The following is a 17313-nucleotide window of genomic DNA, read 5'->3' as shown; positions in this document are numbered from 1 at the left end:
TTTCCTAGGGCGATCTTACTTCTTCGCCCGCTCGATCGCCTCGACGATCAGGCGGCGGGCCTCTTCGGCGTCGCCCCAGCGGATGATCTTGGCCCATTTGCCGGGCTCGAGGTCCTTGTAGTGCTCGAAGAAGTGCTCGATCTGCTTGATGGTGATCTCGGGCAGATCCGTATAGGTCGAGACCCGGTCGTAGCGCTGGGTCAGCTTGCTCGACGGAACCGCGATGATCTTCTCGTCCTGGCCGCCGTCGTCCTCCATCACGAGAACGCCGACAGGGCGCACGTTGATGACGGCGCCCGGCGCGATGGCGCGGGTGTTGGCCACCAGCACGTCGCAGGGGTCGCCGTCGCCCGACAACGTATGGGGAATGAAGCCGTAATTGCCCGGATACCGCATCGAGGTGTAGAGGAAGCGGTCGACGAAGAGCGCGCCGGATTCCTTGTCCATCTCGTACTTGATGGGCTCGCCGCCGAGCGGCACTTCGATCACGACGTTGACGTCGTCCGGCGGGTTCTTTCCAATCTTGATCGCGTCAAGGCGCATAGAGCTGTTCTCCGGAACGAGGCTTGAAGCATTGTCTCGGGTGAGCCGTCCTGCCATGCAGGGGCGCCTTCACACCGGTGAAAATGCGGCAAAAGCGAGACTTGAGAGCGGCTTAGGCCCGATGACCGAGTGGCCGCTCCTGAAGCTTGGACGCTTCACTAGCCGGACGAAGCTCCGGCAACAAGGACCGAGAGCCTGATTTTTCGGGCTTTCGACCGAATGAAGGCCGTTTCGGACGTCAGCGGAAGAGAAAGGCGACCTTGGCGAGCGGCGTTCCGCCGATGCGCTCCTCGACCCGGGCGATCGTCCGCCCGCCCATGCTCTCGTAGAACGCGCAGGCGCGCTCGTTGTCGGCAAGCGCCCAGACGACGATCCTGTCCATCTCCCGGGCCTTGAGGTCGTTGCGCACCGCGTTGAACAGGCGCCGCCCGAAGCCGATGCCCTGGTATTCCGGCAGCAGGTAGAGCTCGTCGATCTCGCCGTTCGCCGGCAGCGACCGGTCGCGGCAGCGGCCGTAGGAAGCGTAGCCGACGGCGCCCTGGCCGATGTCGAGCACCACGAGCGGGCGTCCGCGCGACACGGTGGAGCGCCACCAGCGCGGGCTGCGCCGGGAGAACATCTTTTCCAGGGTCACGCCGGGAATGATGCCGAGATAAGCCTCCCGCCAGGCCGCATCGAAGACCCGCGAGAGGGCCGGGGCGTCACCGGGCTTGGCGTGACGGATACTGACGAGAAGGTCGCTCATGGACACGAAGGCGGGCGAGAGGAAAGTCAGGATGAAGTGTCCGCCCAACGGGGTTAACGGGCCATTAACGGCGCCGCGCCCTCCGGTCGCGGAAGCCTGGCATTATAAAGGATTGGCCGGCTGGCTGGGGCGGGCAAAAGGACGCAAGGAGAGGCACGTCATCCGCAATCTTGTTCTCCTGTCGGTGTACTTTAGGCCGACCAGAGCAGAGCGACAGGGCCATCGTGGACGTATTCGCGACGCCCATGCCGGCCCGGTTCGAGCGATCCCTGGGCTTCCCCGTGCCAATTTCCCTAACGAAATGGAGGGTTGAAAAACTGGTGAAGGTCGATACATAGTCACTCGAGTCGAAACGTTATACCGCTTGTGTTCCAGCGCACCGACCGTTCACGGGACGATGGCTAAAGCACAGTCGAACCGATGAAAGAGGAGACGATCATGGCTCAGCCGGAAACTTGGGGTCCAGTCCTGAACCTACCAGGCGGTTCTAACACGGCCATGAAATCCGCAAAGCAGTTGCAGGACGGGCGAATCCTGGTGACCTGGAGGACCGTGACGGATGCCGTCTCCGTCCAGGCCATGATCTTGAATGCCGATGGCAGCGTGGCCAAGCCCGCCTTCAAGGTGAACCAGCGTGAAGGCGATCCGGGCATCCCCGAAGCGGTTGTTATGAGCAACGGCGACTTCGCCATCGTCTACCATCAGAAGAATCCCACCAATGCCTACAATCTCGTTTGGCATCGCTTTACGCCCGAAGGCATCTCTCTCGGAGAGACGGCCATTCAGAAAACCGCCAGCGACCCGTTCGAAAACGTCGTAGCCACTCCTAATGGCGGCCTCGCCATTTCGTATGCCAGTCAAATGCCGGACGGTCTTTATGGAGTAAATCAGCTTTTAATCGACGCTCAAGGAAACCAAACCGAATCCCTCATCTACAAGCCAGGCACGGATGATCGCTATTATCTGCAAGATGCGGAGAGCCTCTCGGTTGGACAATCCGTTACTCTGCTAGCGCATGCCCACTGGAACGGAAGTTCTTGGGATTATTCGATAGGCTTCGATCTTCGCTTCAATGGTTCGCCGACGCGAGGCTTCTCGACGATTGCGCCCTTCGAGATGAATAATGGAGCGTCTGCCAAAGTCGTTGCCTTGAGCACCGGTCAGTTTGCCATCGTGTGGAATTCACTGGCCGACGGGATCGTCGGCCAGATTTTTGCGGCATCCGGGCAACCCGCGGGCGGGGTATTCGCGATCGATTCGGGTGCAGGACGGCCGAGATTTGAGCTCAGCGGAACATCCGACGGGAAGTTCGTCATCGCATATGGCAAAACCGAGGGCCTTTGCACCAAGGTCGTCGATCCGGATGGAACGGTCGAGAGCAACTTCATTGTATCCGCGGCCGGCAAAAATTACGACAGTCAGAAAGTGTCCAGCCTGGCAGATGGGCGATTCCAGGTCGAGTGGGTCGCGAACGGTCAAATCAAAGCTCAGATCTACGATCCCCGGCAGGGTGCCGTCGATTGGACGGGCGGCACTTTAGGAGAGCAATATGCCGGAACGAAGTTCAGCGGCGACCACCTCCGCGGCGCCGGCGGCAACGATAAGCTGTTCGGGTGGGACGGGAACGACAACCTGAACGGCGGCGCCGGCGGCGACACGCTCGATGGCGGCGCCGGCTGGGATCTCGCGATCTATATCGACACGCCGGACGCCCAGGGCGGTGTGATCATCGATCTCTCCACCAATTCGTATGGCGGCGCCGCGGCGGGCGACGTTCTGATCGGCATCGAAAGCGTCCAGGGCACCAATCAGCGCGATATTCTCACCAGCGTCTCCGGCGACGGCCAGGATGGAAGCGGGTCGGAACTGCATGGCGCAGGCGGTAACGACACCCTCATCGGCAAGGGCGGCGGTGACAGGCTTTATGGCGAAGCCGGTGATGACTACCTGGAGGGCGGCGCCGGCGGCGACATCCTGGACGGCGGCGTCGGGGGCTGGGATCAAGTCACCTACATCAACGTCACCGGCCAAGGGGTAACGGTCGATCTTACGACGAAGCAGGGCGGCGCCGGGGCGGCCGGCGACACGCTGATCGATATCGAGAGCGTGCAGGGCACCAACCAGGACGACACCCTCGTCAGCATCGACCGGGGCCGCGGCTCCGGGGCCGAGCTGCACGGCGCTGGCGGCAACGACACCCTCATCGGCAAGGGCGGCGGCGACCGGCTCTTCGGTGAGGCTGGTAACGACATTCTGGAGGGCGGCGGCGTCGGCAGCGACGAGCTCAACGGCGGCGGCGACTGGGACCTCGTCACCTATATCAACGTCACCGACCAAGGGGTGACCGTCGACCTCACCACCCACCACAACGGCGGCGGGGCGGCCGGCGACACCCTGACCGACATCGAGAGCGTGCAGGGCACCAACCAGGTCGATACGCTGATCAGCATCGACCGGGGCGGCGGCACCGGAGCCGAGCTGCATGGCGCGGGCGGCAGCGACACCCTCATCGGCAAGGGCGGCGGCGACCGGCTGTTCGGCGGCGACGGCGACGACATGCTGAACGGCGACGCTGGCGACGACGTGCTCGATGGCGGCAGCGACAGCGATACCGCCGTGTTCTCCGGCCTGCGCAGCGCCTACACCATCACTGCCAACCCCGACGGCACCTTCACGGTCACAGGTCTCGACGGCAACGACAGGCTCACGAATATCGAGTGGGTAAAGTTCAACGATGTCACCGAAGCCCTCACGCCCGGAACCGTCAACAAGGCTCCGGTGATCGACAATCTGTCCGGCGCCAGCGTCAATGAGGACAAGGGTCCAGGGGCCGAGGTCGGCACCTTCTCGGCCCACGATCCCGAGGACGGTCAAGCCGGTCTGGTTTTCGAGCTGAAGGATCAGCAGGGCAATGCAGCCGATGCGGACGGTCTGTTCGCAGTCGACCCAACCACCGGCAAGCTGACCGTCGCGAAGGCGTTTCAGGACAGAAACGGAGACCAGACCTTCCAGGTGGCGCTGAAGGTCACGGACAAGAACGGTGGCGCAGACTCCTTTCGACCTACCAGACCTTCACCATCACAGTGAAGGACGTGGTGAACGGCAACCATGCGCCGTCGACCCTGCGCCTCAATGACGCCACGCAGGTCTCGATCAACGAGAACGCCCTGTTCACCGGAACCTTGTCGGCGTCGGACCGGGACAACGACGCCAACCTGACCTGGAGCTTCGACGACAGCGTCGCGGGCCATGCCAACAGCCTGTTCGAGATCGACAATTCGGGTACCGGCAACAAGCTTCTCAAGCTGAAGGCCGGGATCGACTACGAGGCTCTGCCGGCCGGTCAGAAATACGTGACGGTCTACCTGAAGGCCGATGACGGCAAGGCGGGCGGGACCAGCGCCACGCAGGCCTTCACGATCGCCGTCGCCGATCTGGACGAGACCCCGCCGAACCAGGCGCCGACCGGGGTGACCTTGTCCGGGCACATGGCCGACGAATACGCCATCACCGGGCGCGAGGTCGGCACCCTGTCGGCCTATGATGCCAACAACGATGTCCTGTCCTATGCGCTCCTCGACGATGCCGGCGGCCGCTTCATGCTCTCCGGCAACCGGATCCTGGTCGCCGACGGCTTCCGCCTCGACTTCGAGCAGGCGCGCTCGCACACGATTGCCGTGCAGGCGTCGGACGGCCGGGGTGGTGTCACGAGTCAGGCCTTCACCATCGACGTCGGCAACATCGATCCGGAATTCACGGGTGGCACGGCGCGCAATGACGTGTTCCACGGCGGCGTGAAGAACGATGTCCTGCTCGGCAATCTCGGCAACGACCGCCTGTTCGGCGGGGTGGGTAACGACACGCTCAAAGGCGAGGCCGGCAACGACACGCTCGCGGGCGGCGCAGGGCTGGACAAGCTCTACGGCACGAAAGGCTCGGCGAGCCGGGACGCGTTCGTCTTCGACACCAAGCTCACCAGCAGGAGCGTGGCCGCCAAGAACAAGGACACGGTCGTCGATTTCGGGCCGAAATACGACTCGATCTTCCTCGACGACGCCGCGTTCGGCAACAGGACGATCGCCAAGTACCTGAAGGGGAAAGGGGCGGGGCTCGACCATGCCTACAAGATGAAGAGCAGCTTCTTCCGCGTCGGCGACAAGGCGCTCGACCGGGACGACTTCTTCATCGCCAAGAAGGTCAAGCCGACCGAGGTCAAGCTGTACTGGGACGCGGACGGTTCCGGCTCGAAAGCCATGCTGGAAATCGGCACCGTGAAGCTTCAGAAGGGCGAGGGCACAGCGCTCACCTACAAGGACTTCCTCTTCGTCTGAACGAAGGAGTTCGCCGCGAACCCATCCTGAGAAGCTGGAAATCCCCCTCCTGTGTCATCACCGGCCTTGTGCCGGTGATCCCGATGAAGTGAAGCGCCGAGCCTCACAGGATCGGGATGGCCGGCACGAGGCCGGCCATGACGGGAAGGTTCGACCGGGCACCCACAAGGCCGGTGATGACGAAGAAGGTGAAGGCCCCGCCTCTCGGAGCAAGGGCAGCGCTTCATCGATCAGGCCCGAGGCCCATCGGAAGACGCCCTAAAGAAAAGCCCGCCCCTTCGCAGGGGCGGGCTCGTTCGTTTCGGGAGGCTTGCCGTTCTTACGCCGCGAGCTGGCGCAGGACGTAATGCAGGATGCCGCCGTTGCGGAAGTACTCGACCTCCTCCAGCGTATCGATGCGGCAATGCACCAGCACGCGCTTCACCGAAACGTCGGCGGAGGTGACCTCCATCTCCATGCGCTGGCGCGGCTTCAGCTCGCCGGCGAGGTTCACGTTACAGCCAAGCCTGTCGGGCGCAGAAAACTACAGGGTAATGGCTGATTATTGAACAGCTATTTGCAATCTTATAAATAGCCGAATGACCAACAGCTCCGGAACCCGCGCAGAACCAAATGACGGTCCCACATTTTTTCTTGATCTCTAGCTACGATGTTCTGCCACAGCATCATCTGCACGGAATCTGCTGGCAGGACGAAGACCTCATTTTGGGTAATGGAGGGTATGAGAAGTACCGATCTGCCAGAAAGTCCGAAATCCAGGCCGGTCAGGACGGTTCATACATCGTCGTCAATGCTTCGGAGCAGGAAGCCGTCATAGGGACCGACTTCAGCGGCTATTGCAAGTTGTTCCTCTACCAACACGCCGATCATTGGATCCTCTCCAACTCACTCATAGAAACGGCGCGCTTCGCTGCTCGCAAAGGGCTGCCGACAACCATCAACGAGAGTCATCTTGCGAGTTTCTTCATAAGGGGAGCATTCGGGAATCAACTGACATCTTTGCGAACCAGCGTGAGCGAGATCCGGCTGGTTCCTTCCACGATGGAAGTCGTTGTCTCTCGGTCCCTCCAGGGTGGCAACGTGACTTTGCGGCGAACGTCAGTTGTCACCAAGATGGAGCAAGACCATAGCCGTTATGGCGACGCCCTGCGCGACTACCTGAAACTGTGGGTCGGCCGTATGGCCACGGTGCTGCAATCAGATTTAACCATGAGCAGTGAACTGACGGGAGGACAGGATTCGCGGACCGTTCTAGCGCTGATGTTGGCGGCATCTCGGCTGATCGGGAACGATTTGATTCAACGGATCAACTTCACAAGTAATGAAGGTCAATCGACCGACTTTGCGGTCGCACGCCAGATTGCAGACAGGTTTCATCTGCGCTTCATGAAGTGGGATGGAGAACGGCGGGGTCCTCCATTGCTCGGGCTGACCGAGGCGTATGAGAAATGGAAGTCTCTCTGCCTCGGGGTCTATGCGCCCATCTACTTTCCGCAGAGCCGCCCGACTCCAACCTCAATCGTGTTCGGAGGCTCCGGCGGCGAGGGGCATCGGCGCTTCTATCCCGACATCGGATTGGATCGATTTCTCGCGATCCGTCGAAGCCATATTCCGTCTGCGGCCCACTTCAGGACGCTGAAGAACGACATCGCTGAGGATCTCAGGTTCTTGCAACAGGGACCTGAAGCTTCGGTCGACCCCATGGTCCTGCACTACCGACACTTTCGGGATCGCTGTCACGGAGGCCGTGCGCCGCAGTATACGAACCTGCTTTCGCCTCTATCCAGCGCCGCTCTGAGAAAGGCCTCTTCCCTCTGCACACCTGAGCAACTCGATCGCCGGCAGGTCGTGGCCGATATCCTCATCAATGCGAGTCAGGAACTTGCATCCATGCCTTTCGATAGTCCTGAGAAATCCTTTGATACGGGTCATTTTTCTGAGCTGCTCGACGCCTCCGAGGCAATCCGTTCGGCTCGCACGAGCGGACGGGTCTTCGCAGCAGAGCCGGAGCAAGTGACTAATGGAGATTTCACCAGACAAAAAGCACTCTGCATGCTCCGAGCTGACTTTCTCTCACATTATGACAACATGCGCAAAACAGGTTTATTCCCGAGGGACTACCTGGAAAAGGCCAAAGCCGTCGTTGAAGAGGCTGCGCAGAATGGACGACTTTCCCATGCTGTAGAAGGGTGTGCCGTATCACATGTGATCCTCGCGGGAGAGCTGTCAGGTCTCTGCCCTGGAGGTATCCGTCCACCATCAACTTTTGACACGTTTAGATCAGCAATCCTCCGACGCCTGCCTTGGCAGGCATGAAGGCATCCCTCGCTGACGAGGGTCCGACTCGCTCTCGCAAACAGCTTGGCGGATGACTTTGACATCCTCACCGACGCAAAAGTGCCCGCTCCTCGTCCGAAGAGCGGGCCTTTCGTTATTTGCTTCAAGCCGCGAGCTGGCGCAGGACGTAGTGCAGGATGCCGCCGTTGCGGAAGTACTCGACCTCCTCCAGCGTATCGATGCGGCAATGCACCGGCACCTTGCGCACCGAGCCGTCGGCGAAGGTGACCTCCATCTCCATGCGCTGGCGCGGCTTCAATTCGCCGGCCAGCCCCTTGATGGTGATGGTCTCGTCGCCCTTGAGGCCGAGGGTCTCCCAGGACGTGCCCTGCTCGAACACGAAGGGGGCGACCCCCATGCCGACGAGGTTCGAGCGGTGGATGCGCTCGAAGCTCTCGGCGATGACGGCGCGCACGCCGAGCAGGTTCGTGCCCTTGGCCGCCCAGTCGCGGGACGAGCCGGTGCCGTATTCCTTGCCGGCGAACACAATGAGCGGAACGCCCTCGGCCTTGTAGCGCATGGCGGCGTCGTAGATGAACATCCGCTCGCCGGAGGGGTGGTGGATGGTGTAGCCGCCCTCGACCACGTGGCCGCTCTCGTCCTTCACCATCTGGTTCTTGATGCGGATGTTGGCGAAGGTGCCGCGCATCATGACCTCGTGGTTGCCGCGACGGGTGCCGTACTGGTTGAAGTCGGCGACGCGCACCTGGTGCGACTGCAGGTATTCACCGGCCGGCGAGGCGGCGCGGATGTTGCCTGCGGGGGAGATGTGGTCGGTGGTGATCGAGTCCTGGAAGAGGCCCAGAATCCGCGCGTTCAGGATGTCCGTGACGGGCTTGGGCTCCTTGGTCATGCCCTCGAAGTAAGGCGGGTTCTGCACATAGGTCGAACCCATGTCCCACTCGTAGGTGAGCCCCGGCTCGAAGGTGACCTTCTTCCAATTGGCGTCGCCCGAGAACACGTCGGCGTAGCGGGTCTTGAACAGCTCGCTGGTGATCGTGCGGTCGATGAACTCCTGCACTTCCACGGACGACGGCCAGATGTCCTTGAGGTACACCGGCTTTCCGTCCGAGCCCGTGCCCAGCGGATCGTTGACGAGATCCACCAGCATGGAACCGGCGAGCGCATAGGCCACCACCAGCGGCGGCGAGGCGAGGTAGTTCGCGCGCACGTCCGGGTTCACGCGGCCTTCGAAGTTGCGGTTGCCTGAGAGGACCGACACGGCCACGAGGTCGTTGTCGTTGATCGCCTTCGAGATGTTTTCCGGCAGCGGGCCCGAGTTGCCGATGCAGGTGGTGCAGCCGAAGCCCACGAGGTTGAAGCCGAGCGCATCCAGGTCGCCCTGGAGGCCGGCCTTCTTGAAGTATTCCTCGACGATCTGCGATCCCGGCGCGAGCGAGGTCTTCACCCACGGCTTGGAGGTCAGGCCCTTCTTCACCGCGTTGCGGGCGAGCAGGCCGGCGCCGATCATCACGCTCGGGTTCGAGGTGTTGGTGCAGGAGGTGATCGCCGCGATCACCACGTCGCCGTGGCCGAGATCGTAATTGGCATCGTCCACCTTCACGCGCTTGCCGATCTCGCCGGCCTTGCGGAATTCCTTCTCCATGGCGCCGAGGAACTCGGGCTTGGCAGTGTCCAACGTGACGCGATCCTGCGGACGCTTCGGACCGGCGAGCGAGGGAACCACGTCGTTAAGGTTGAGCTCAAGGGTGTCCGTGAAGACCGGGTCCGCCATGTCGGGGGTCAGCCACATGCCCTGCGCCTTGGCATAGGCCTCGACGAGGGCGACGCGCTCGTTGCTGCGGCTCGTGGTGCGCAGGTAATCGATGGTCTTGGCATCGACGGGGAAGAAGCCGCAGGTGGCGCCGTATTCGGGAGCCATGTTGCCGATGGTGGCACGGTCCGCGACCGACATGTCGGTGAGGCCGGGGCCGTAGAATTCCACGAACTTGCCGACCACGCCCTTCTTGCGCAGCATCTGGGTGACGGTGAGCACGAGGTCGGTGGCGGTCACGCCCTCACGGAGCTTGCCGGTGAGCTTGAAGCCGATCACCTCGGGGATGAGCATGGAGACCGGCTGGCCGAGCATGGCGGCCTCCGCCTCGATGCCGCCCACGCCCCAGCCGAGAACGGCGAGGCCGTTGACCATGGTGGTGTGCGAATCGGTGCCGACGAGCGTGTCCGGATAGGCGGTCTCCTCGCCGGTCGCCGTGTCCTTGCGGGTCCAGACGGTCTGGGACAGGAACTCCAGGTTCACCTGGTGGCAGATGCCGGTGCCGGGGGGCACGACGGAGAAGTTCTCGAAGGCGGTCTGGCCCCACTTGAGGAAGCGGTAGCGCTCGCCGTTGCGCTGGTATTCCAGCTCCACGTTGCGATCGAAGGCCTTCGGGGTGCCGAACTCGTCGACGATCACCGAATGGTCGATGACGAGGTCGACGGGCACGAGCGGGTTGATCTTGCGCGGGTCGCCGCCGAGGTTCTTCATGGCGTCGCGCATGGCGGCCAGATCCACCACGGCCGGAACGCCGGTGAAGTCCTGCATCAGGACGCGGGCGGGACGATAGGCGATCTCCTTCTCGTCCTTGCCCTTGTTGTTGAGCCAGGCGGCCATGGCCTCGATATCGGCCTTGGTGACCGTGCGGCCGTCCTCGTAGCGCAGAAGGTTCTCGAGCAGCACCTTCATGGAGAAGGGCAGCTTCGAGGCGCCGGTGAGACCGTTCTTCTCGGCCTCGACGAGGGAGTAATAGGTGTAGGACTTGTCACCGACCTGAAGGGTCTGGCGGGCATTGAAGCTATTGTTGAGCGTCACGGCGAATCCTCGCGTGCATTTGGGTTACGAACATTGTGTTCGGCCGAAAGCGCGATATGCGCGCGCCGCTCCGGGGGCGCCCGGACAGGGGAGTAAGCGCGCGAGGCGGATTGGACGCCTTGGCGCGCGGCGCAGCCAGGGGTGCTATAGATCATTTCGAACCATCCCGCTACACGGTTTAGAACCATTCTGGGGTGCAATCAGGGCAGGGGTGCAGGGTTTGCGTCTGAGCGTTAACAATTTGGCCTGCGAGCGGGGGGAGCGCCGGATCTTCGAAGGCGTTTCGTTTACCCTGCAGGCCGGCGAGGCCCTGGTGATCACCGGCCGCAACGGCGCCGGCAAGTCCTCCCTCCTCGACATCCTGGCCGGCCGGCTGCACCCCGCAGCCGGCATGATCCTCTTCGATGGTGCCGGCGAGCGAACCCTGGCCGAATGCCTGCATTATGTGGGCCATCGCGATGGCCTGAAGGCGGCGCTCACGGCGGAAGAGAACCTGACCTTTGCCCGCGATTTCCTCGGCAACCCGGATTTGTTGCCGAGGGAGGCCCTTGAAGCGGTCGGACTGGCCCACGCGGCCCGGCTGCCGGTCGCCTATCTCTCGGCCGGGCAGCGCCGACGGGTCGCGCTCGCCCGTCTGCTAGTGGCCAGACGGCCGCTCTGGCTTCTGGATGAGCCGACCTCCGCCCTCGACACCGCCTCTCAGGAGACCTTGCGCCTCCTGCTCGAGAGCCATCGGGAGAACGGCGGCATGATCGCGGCCACGACCCATTCGCCGCTCTTCCTGACGGACGCGAAGGAGATCCGGATCGAGCGGAGCCTCTCTCCCGTAGCCCTCGCGGGAGAGGGAGCATGATTCGCTCCTTCCGCGCGCTCCTGATCCGCGACCTGAAGCTCGCCGCCCGCGTCGGCGGTTCGGGCGTCATGGGGCTCATCTTCTTCCTGATGATCGTGACGCTCATTCCCTTCGCGCTCGGGCCCGACCTCAACCTGCTCTCGCGCATCGGCCCGGCGATCCTTTGGATCGCCGCGTTACTCGCCACGCTCATCGGTCTCGACCGGCTGTTCCAGGCCGATCAGGAGGATGGGTCCCTCGATCTTCTGCGCCTGTCGCCCGCGCCCCTGGAGATCGTCGTGCTGGCGAAGGTGGTGGCTTATTGGCTCGTCACCGGCCTGCCGCTCGCCGTCGCGGCGCCCTTCCTCGGCCTGCTCGTCGCCCTCTCGCCGGAAGGCATGCTCGCCATGGTGGCGACCCTTCTGGTCGGCACGCCCGCGCTCACCTTCATCGGGGCGGTGGGCGCGGCGCTTACCTCCTCTTTACGGCGCGGCGGGCTGATCCTGGCGATCCTCGTCCTGCCTTTCATGATCCCGACCCTGATCTTCGGCGTCTCGGCGGCCAATGCGGCTCTCGGCGGCACGATCCCGTTCGCAACGCCGTTCCTGATCCTGATTGCCCTGTCGCTGATCGCCGCGGTGGTCGGCACGGTCGGGGCTGCTGCCGCCCTGCGGTCGGGGGAATAGCCGATGACCGAGCGCCTCGTCCTGCGCATGCGCCGCTCTCTGGCCGAACCCGTGCCGGAGACTGCATGGCCGGCGGGAATCGGATTGATTCCCTTCGAGCCGGACCTGCATGCGGGGCAAGTCCATGCGCTCCTTGGGAAGGCTTACGCGCAGGGCGGCGGCTATGTGGAGCCCTTCGCGATCTGGTGGCCGAGCCTGCGAGATGATTCGGAGTATGATCCGACGCTCTGCTTTATCGCGGCGGATGAGCAAGGTGAGATTCTGGGGGTGGCGCAGTGCTGGACGAGCGCCTTTATCAAGGATCTGGCGGTCGCTCCGGCGATGCGTCGGCAGAGACTGGGCTCGGCCCTGCTGTGCCACGTGCTCCGTGCCTTTTCGGAAAGAGGGGCCTTTTTCGTCGACCTGAAGGTTGATACCGGCAATCCATCCGGAGCGCTGCGGCTCTATCGCTCGCTGGGCTTCGACGAGATCGAGTCCTATCCGACTGGCTAGAAGCGGACGAAAGCTTGCGTCGCCCTGATCCTCTGACTAGAGTCAGATAATGAACGAGCGCCAGATCGAGCAGGTTCGCCGCTTCAACCGCGTCGTCACGCAGCATGTGGGCGCGCTGGAGGACAGTTATCTTCGGCGCGGTCGCCCCCTGGGCGAAGCGCGGCTCCTGCACGAGATTGGACCGGACGGCATTGATGTGCGGGCCCTGCGCGACAGGCTCAAGCTCGATTCGGGCTATGTCAGCCGCCTGCTGCGTTCGCTGGAAGCCCAAGGGCTTGTGAAGACCCACGGCCGGACGGGCGATGCACGGGTCCGGCGCGTCGTCCTGACACCGAAGGGGCGTACGGAACGTGCGACTTACGATTCGTTGTCGGACGATCTCGCAGCCTCGTTCCTCTCACCCCTCGACCCGGTTCAGCGCGAGCGTCTGGTGAACGCCATGGCGGATGTCGAGCGGTTGCTGCGTGCAGGCGCGGTGGAGCTGCGCCTCGAGAGGCCGGACAGCGCCGCGGCGCGCTCATGTCTGGAGCAGTATTTCAGGGAGCTTGCCGAGCGTTTCGAGATCGGCTTCGACCCTGCCAGAAGCAACCCGGCCACCATCGAGGAAATGACGCCGCCGGCAGGCTTTTTCATCGTCGCCCGGCTCGACGGCCATCCCGTGGGGTGCGGCGCGCTCAAAGCGGGGGACGGCATCACGGGCGAGATCAAGCGGATGTGGACGTCGCCCTCCGCGCGCGGTCTCGGGATTGCGCGAAAAGTGCTGCGCCTGCTCGAGCAAAAGGCCCGCGACGCGGGTCTTGAGAGGCTGCACCTGGAGACCAACCGCACCCTGACGGAGGCTCAGGCGCTCTATCGCCAGGAAGGCTATCGGGAAGTCACCCCCTTCAACAGCGAGCCTTATGCGCATCACTGGTTCGAGAAGCGGCTGGGATCGAACTCTCTATGACAGGCCGAACGCCGCTTCGAATCCCTCCACGCCCTCGCAGGTGAAGGTGAGAACGCGGCCCGCATCGCGCCGGACCCATTTCCTGTCGATCATCGTGGAAAGGATCCCGGCACCCAATGCGCCGCCGAGATGGCTGTGCCGCTCGCTCCAGTCGAGACAGGCCCGGCAGACCGGGCGGCGGCCCCTTTCCAACCTGGACAGATCGATTCCGAAATCGGCGAAGAAGACGCGGCCCTTGTCCGTGAGGGCGAGATCGTGCCCGCCTTCGATGAGGCCCCGGCGCAGGGCTCCGTTCAGCATCGCGACGCCGCGCTCCCCGGCGAGATGATCGTAGCAGACACGGGCGGATCTGAGCGCGGCATCCTTCGGGCCGGTCCTGACGCGGGTCGCCCCGGTGCGCTGGGCGAGGCCCATCAGGGCCTCCAGAACCTGGGCCACGTCCGGTCCCGAGAGCCGGAAATAGCGATGCCGTCCTTGCTTCTCCGCGGTCAGCAGGTTGGCGGCATCGAGCTTGGACAGATGACCGCTTGCGGTCTGAATCGTGACGCCCGCGGCTTCTGCGAGCTCGCTCACGGTGAGCGCTCGCCCATCCATGAGGGCGGTGAGGATATTGGCCCGGGCCGGATCGCCCAGGAGGGCAGCCACGGACGCGATGACGGGACCATCTTTCATAGTTCGATCATAGCCGAACCATTGACGTCCGGCAATGTGCTAAGACGGGGATGCGTTCCAGCAGACAGGATGTGTTGAGATGATCACCTGCTTCATTCGCTATGAGATCGACCCCTTCAAAGTGGAGGCTTTCAACGAGTATGCCCGCAACTGGGGGCAAGCCATTCCCCGTTGCGGCGCCGATCTCATCGGCTATTACGCGCCGCACGAGGGCTCCGCCACGACGGCCTACGGGCTCTACAACATCAGGAACCTCGCCGAATACGAGGCCTATCGCGAGCGCCTGCGCGGCGATTCCGCAGGGCGCGCCAATTACGAATTCGCTAAAGGGAGCAGTTCATCCGCCGGGAAGACCGGATCTTCCTGCGGCTGGTCTCGGCCCCTCATGCGGAGCTCTTGAAACCATGATCGCTGTGATCTTCGAGGTGTGGCCGGACGGGGATGGCGGAAAGCGGGATTATCTGGGTCTTGCCGCCGCGCTCCGCTCCGACCTGACGGCCATGGACGGCTTCATCTCCGTCGAGCGCTTCCAGAGCCTCGCCGAACCCGGGAAGCTCCTGTCCCTGTCGTTCTGGCGCGACGAGGAGGCGGTGCGGGCCTGGCGCAATCTCCCGTCCCATCGCGCGACCCAAGGGGCCGGCCGCACCGGCGTCTTCCGCGATTACCGCCTGCGGGTCGCGGCCGTGATCCGCGACTACGGCTTGAACGAGCGCAATGAGGCTCCGGCGGATAGCCGGCAGGCGCATGAAGGCATCACGGCCGGAGGCTGATCCCGAAGGCCTGCTCGATGGCGGGCTTTCCATCGCGCTCGACCTGGTAGATGGCGCGGTAGAGGCCGGGGCGGAAACCGCCCGCCGGCTGCCTCACCCCGGCAAAGGCCATCCATTGCGCCTTGGCGCGGTCGAGGGGTGGGGCCTTGTTCTGGGCGAGCGGCTTGCCGTCGGGGTCGAACAGGGTGAGCGTCTGCACGTCGCCGCCCTTCAGGCCGATCGCGCGGACATAGGCCACGAGCGCAGGAGACTTGGTCGTGGGCATCTCCTGCTCGGCCGCGCCGGATTCGATGGAATCCATCGTCACAGGACCAGGGGCGAAGCCCTTGTTGAGGACACTGCCGCCCTGATAGGCGAGCGTCCGCTGGAGCGAGGCCTCCCACAACGAGCTGCCGCCGCCGCACGACGTTTCGGGCGCACCATAGGCAAAGGGATCGACCGGCTTGCCGTCCTTGCGCAGGGTGAAATGCAGGTGCGGAAATTCCGTCATGCCCGACAATCCGATTTTTCCAATCCGGTCGCCGGTCTTCACCCCGTCGCCCGGCTTCACGGCGAGGCTGCCCTTCGCCAGATGGCAGTACTGCGCCTCCCAGCCATTACCGTGATCGACGACAGCGCCGTTCCCGCATTCGGTGTTGGCAACACTCTCCCGACCGCGTCCGGTGATCGAGGCATCCTCCACGCCGTCACGGATCCGCAGCACCTTGCCATCGGCCGCAGCGATGACATCGACGCCGGCCTTCTGCGCGGCCATAGTCGGAATCCGGATGTCCGTGCCGTCGTGGGCCTCATAGGTGAGGGTGCCGCATTGGTAGTCGCTTGCGGCAGGCGACGGATCGCGGTCAACGTAATGCTGGATGAAGCAGCTGCGACCGATCTCGCAGGCGACAGGCAGGCGCAAGGTGATGTCTTGCGCGGCTGCGGGAAGAGCGAACGTAAGGCCGAAGAGGCTCAAGAATCCAAGGCGCATGATCGCTCCGCAACAATGATGCGGGATTATAGGCTGGTTCTTGGGGCGGATGAAGGGCAGGGCAATTGGCTTGATGTCATTCCCGGCCGGAGCGTCAGCGGAGGGGAAGGGAATCCATAGCTCTGCGCCTGACCGTGGATCCCCTTCCCGGCCTGCGGCCGCCGAGGATGACATCCACCGCGTCACGGCCTGCCTGTCCCGGCTATCCCGATAAGGTAAGGCTCTGCGTTTCAATTCATCGGGATCACCGGCACAAGGCCGGTGATGACGTGAGTGTGGGCTGGATCTCAGAGACACTAAAGCCAAGGTCCGACGCACAATCCCGGAATGCTCAAACCTCGCCAAACCGCCTAAAAACTATCACTCTGGCGAAAACGTTATGCGCCTTGCGACGATCTCCACGTTGCAGGCGCAGTCCAAGGCCGCTACATCGACCTCATGATCCGAGAGCTTGCCAATCCGACCCGCTTCATGAGCCTCAGCGGCGCGATTCTGCCCTGGCTGGCAGGCCTAGCGGCACTGCTCCTGGCGGTCGGCCTCTACATGGTCTGGTTCACGGCGCCGGCCGATTACCAGCAGGGCGAGACGGTCAAGATCATGTACATCCATGTCCCGGCGGCCTGGCTGTCCCTGTTCTTCTACATGATCATGGCCGCTTCAGCGCTCGGCACGCTGGTCTGGCGCCATCCCCTGGCCGACGTGTCGCAGAAGGCGGCCGCGCCCATCGGCGCCGCCTTCACGCTGATCTGCCTCGTCACCGGCTCACTCTGGGGCAAGCCCATGTGGGGCACTTACTGGCAGTGGGATGCGCGCCTCACCTCCATGCTGGTGATGCTGCTGATCTATCTCGGCATCCTGGCCCTTTGGCGCGCCATCGAGGAGCCGAACCGCGCCGCCCGCGCCGTGTCGATCCTGACGCTTGTGGGCGCGGTGAACGTGCCAATCGTGAAATTCTCCGTCGACTGGTGGAACACCCTGCACCAGCCGGCCTCCGTGTTCCGGCTCGGCGGGCCGACGATCCATCCCTCCATGCTGGTGCCGCTCCTGATCATGGCCATCGCCTTCACCCTGACGGGCCTCGCGCTGCATCTGTCGGGCATGCGCACCGAGATCCTGCGCCGCCGGGTGCGCACGCTCACCATCCTCGAGGCCGAGCGCCTCGATGCACAGGCGGCCTGAC

The 17313-nt window shown here is 63.5% G+C and carries 15 protein-coding genes and 1 pseudogene; 10 read left to right on the top strand and 6 right to left on the bottom strand.

The features are described 5' to 3' along the window. Positions 1-15: 15 nt before the first annotated feature. Positions 16-543: an inorganic diphosphatase gene (gene ppa / locus ACD578_RS21430; RefSeq protein WP_152709767.1), complete on the bottom strand. Its 528-nt coding sequence runs from the start codon at positions 541-543 to the stop codon at positions 16-18. A 238-nt stretch (positions 544-781) separates the two neighbouring features. Beyond that, positions 782-1288, bottom strand: a complete 507-nt coding sequence (locus tag ACD578_RS21425; protein WP_404293977.1) for a GNAT family N-acetyltransferase — start codon at positions 1286-1288, stop codon at positions 782-784. 438 nt (positions 1289-1726) lie between these two features. On the opposite strand from ACD578_RS21425, the gene ACD578_RS21420 reads away from it, so the two are divergent. Beyond that, complete coding sequence (locus ACD578_RS21420) at positions 1727-4375, top strand: cadherin domain-containing protein (protein WP_404288318.1); 2649 nt, start codon at positions 1727-1729, stop codon at positions 4373-4375. An 8-nt stretch (positions 4376-4383) separates the two neighbouring features. Further along, positions 4384-5619, top strand: a complete 1236-nt coding sequence (locus ACD578_RS21415; protein WP_404288316.1) for a calcium-binding protein — start codon at positions 4384-4386, stop codon at positions 5617-5619. 319 nt (positions 5620-5938) lie between these two features. Here the strand turns inward: ACD578_RS21415 and ACD578_RS21410 are convergent, their stop codons facing one another. Further along, complete coding sequence (locus tag ACD578_RS21410) at positions 5939-6112, bottom strand: hypothetical protein (protein ID WP_404294059.1); 174 nt, start codon at positions 6110-6112, stop codon at positions 5939-5941. Between the two features lie 119 nt (positions 6113-6231). Here ACD578_RS21410 and ACD578_RS21405 point away from each other — a divergent pair, with 119 nt between their 5' ends. Continuing rightward, entirely contained in the window at positions 6232-7935 is a 1704-nt protein-coding gene (locus ACD578_RS21405; protein ID WP_404288314.1) for a hypothetical protein, read from the top strand. A gap of 124 nt (positions 7936-8059) precedes the next feature. Here ACD578_RS21405 and acnA read toward each other — a convergent pair whose 3' ends face one another. Further along, on the bottom strand, positions 8060-10765 hold the full coding sequence (gene acnA / locus ACD578_RS21400; RefSeq protein WP_404288312.1) for an aconitate hydratase AcnA: 2706 nt from the start codon (positions 10763-10765) through the stop codon (positions 8060-8062). A 220-nt stretch (positions 10766-10985) separates the two neighbouring features. On the opposite strand from acnA, the gene ccmA reads away from it, so the two are divergent. The 4 genes from ccmA to ACD578_RS21380 are packed head-to-tail and all read left to right on the top strand — an operon-like array spanning position 10986 to position 13721. Beyond that, the gene (gene ccmA / locus ACD578_RS21395) at positions 10986-11618 is read left to right on the top strand and encodes a heme ABC exporter ATP-binding protein CcmA (protein WP_404288310.1); all 633 of its coding nucleotides are present in this window, start codon (positions 10986-10988) and stop codon (positions 11616-11618) included. Further along, positions 11615-12283, top strand: coding sequence for a heme exporter protein CcmB (ccmB, locus tag ACD578_RS21390; protein ID WP_404288308.1), 669 nt, complete (start codon positions 11615-11617; stop codon positions 12281-12283). Before ccmA ends, ccmB begins: the two co-directional genes overlap by 4 nt. Before the next feature lie 3 nt (positions 12284-12286). Then, on the top strand, positions 12287-12775 hold the full coding sequence (locus tag ACD578_RS21385; protein WP_404288306.1) for a GNAT family N-acetyltransferase: 489 nt from the start codon (positions 12287-12289) through the stop codon (positions 12773-12775). Positions 12776-12824: 49 nt separating this feature from the next. Further along, positions 12825-13721, top strand: a complete 897-nt coding sequence (locus tag ACD578_RS21380) for a GNAT family N-acetyltransferase (RefSeq protein ID WP_404288304.1) — start codon at positions 12825-12827, stop codon at positions 13719-13721. Here ACD578_RS21380 and ACD578_RS21375 read toward each other — a convergent pair. Then, positions 13716-14393, bottom strand: coding sequence for an ArsR/SmtB family transcription factor (locus tag ACD578_RS21375; protein ID WP_404288302.1), 678 nt, complete (start codon positions 14391-14393; stop codon positions 13716-13718). The genes ACD578_RS21380 and ACD578_RS21375 overlap by 6 nt on opposite strands. A gap of 79 nt (positions 14394-14472) precedes the next feature. On the opposite strand from ACD578_RS21375, the pseudogene ACD578_RS21370 reads away from it, so the two are divergent. Both ACD578_RS21370 and ACD578_RS21365 read left to right on the top strand, forming a co-directional pair. Further along, a pseudogene (locus tag ACD578_RS21370) lies at positions 14473-14801 on the top strand (NIPSNAP family protein). Further along, entirely contained in the window at positions 14798-15163 is a 366-nt protein-coding gene (locus tag ACD578_RS21365) for an antibiotic biosynthesis monooxygenase family protein (protein ID WP_404288300.1), read from the top strand. Before ACD578_RS21370 ends, ACD578_RS21365 begins: the two are co-directional and overlap by 4 nt. On the opposite strand, the gene ACD578_RS21360 is transcribed toward ACD578_RS21365, so the two are convergent. Continuing rightward, positions 15147-16133: a M23 family metallopeptidase gene (locus tag ACD578_RS21360; protein WP_404288298.1), complete on the bottom strand. Its 987-nt coding sequence runs from the start codon at positions 16131-16133 to the stop codon at positions 15147-15149. The genes ACD578_RS21365 and ACD578_RS21360 overlap by 17 nt on opposite strands. Positions 16134-16571: 438 nt before the next feature. On the opposite strand from ACD578_RS21360, the gene ACD578_RS21355 reads away from it, so the two are divergent. Beyond that, positions 16572-17312: a heme ABC transporter permease gene (locus tag ACD578_RS21355; RefSeq protein WP_404288296.1), complete on the top strand. Its 741-nt coding sequence runs from the start codon at positions 16572-16574 to the stop codon at positions 17310-17312. Position 17313 lies beyond the last annotated feature (1 nt).

Origin of the sequence: Microvirga sp. RSM25, from assembly GCF_044784385.1 — a bacterium.
In the GTDB taxonomy this organism is placed as follows: domain Bacteria; phylum Pseudomonadota; class Alphaproteobacteria; order Rhizobiales; family Beijerinckiaceae; genus Microvirga; species Microvirga tunisiensis.
This window is presented reverse-complemented; position numbering and strand designations above follow the sequence as displayed.

Excerpts from the sequence above, each read along its gene's own strand:
- ACD578_RS21405 (WP_404288314.1), top strand. The coding sequence starts at position 6,232 with ATGACGGTCCCACATTTTTTCTTGATCTCTAGCTACGATGTTCTGCCA.
- ACD578_RS21425 (WP_404293977.1), bottom strand. The coding sequence starts at position 1,288 with ATGAGCGACCTTCTCGTCAGTATCCGTCACGCCAAGCCCGGTGACGCC.
- ccmB (WP_404288308.1), top strand. The coding sequence starts at position 11,615 with ATGATTCGCTCCTTCCGCGCGCTCCTGATCCGCGACCTGAAGCTCGCC.
- ACD578_RS21420 (WP_404288318.1), top strand. The coding sequence starts at position 1,727 with ATGGCTCAGCCGGAAACTTGGGGTCCAGTCCTGAACCTACCAGGCGGT.
- ACD578_RS21385 (WP_404288306.1), top strand. The coding sequence starts at position 12,287 with ATGACCGAGCGCCTCGTCCTGCGCATGCGCCGCTCTCTGGCCGAACCC.
- ppa (WP_152709767.1), bottom strand. The coding sequence starts at position 543 with ATGCGCCTTGACGCGATCAAGATTGGAAAGAACCCGCCGGACGACGTC.
- ACD578_RS21365 (WP_404288300.1), top strand. The coding sequence starts at position 14,798 with ATGATCGCTGTGATCTTCGAGGTGTGGCCGGACGGGGATGGCGGAAAG.
- ACD578_RS21375 (WP_404288302.1), bottom strand. The coding sequence starts at position 14,393 with ATGAAAGATGGTCCCGTCATCGCGTCCGTGGCTGCCCTCCTGGGCGAT.
- ACD578_RS21355 (WP_404288296.1), top strand. The coding sequence starts at position 16,572 with ATGATCCGAGAGCTTGCCAATCCGACCCGCTTCATGAGCCTCAGCGGC.
- ACD578_RS21380 (WP_404288304.1), top strand. The coding sequence starts at position 12,825 with ATGAACGAGCGCCAGATCGAGCAGGTTCGCCGCTTCAACCGCGTCGTC.
- ACD578_RS21360 (WP_404288298.1), bottom strand. The coding sequence starts at position 16,133 with ATGCGCCTTGGATTCTTGAGCCTCTTCGGCCTTACGTTCGCTCTTCCC.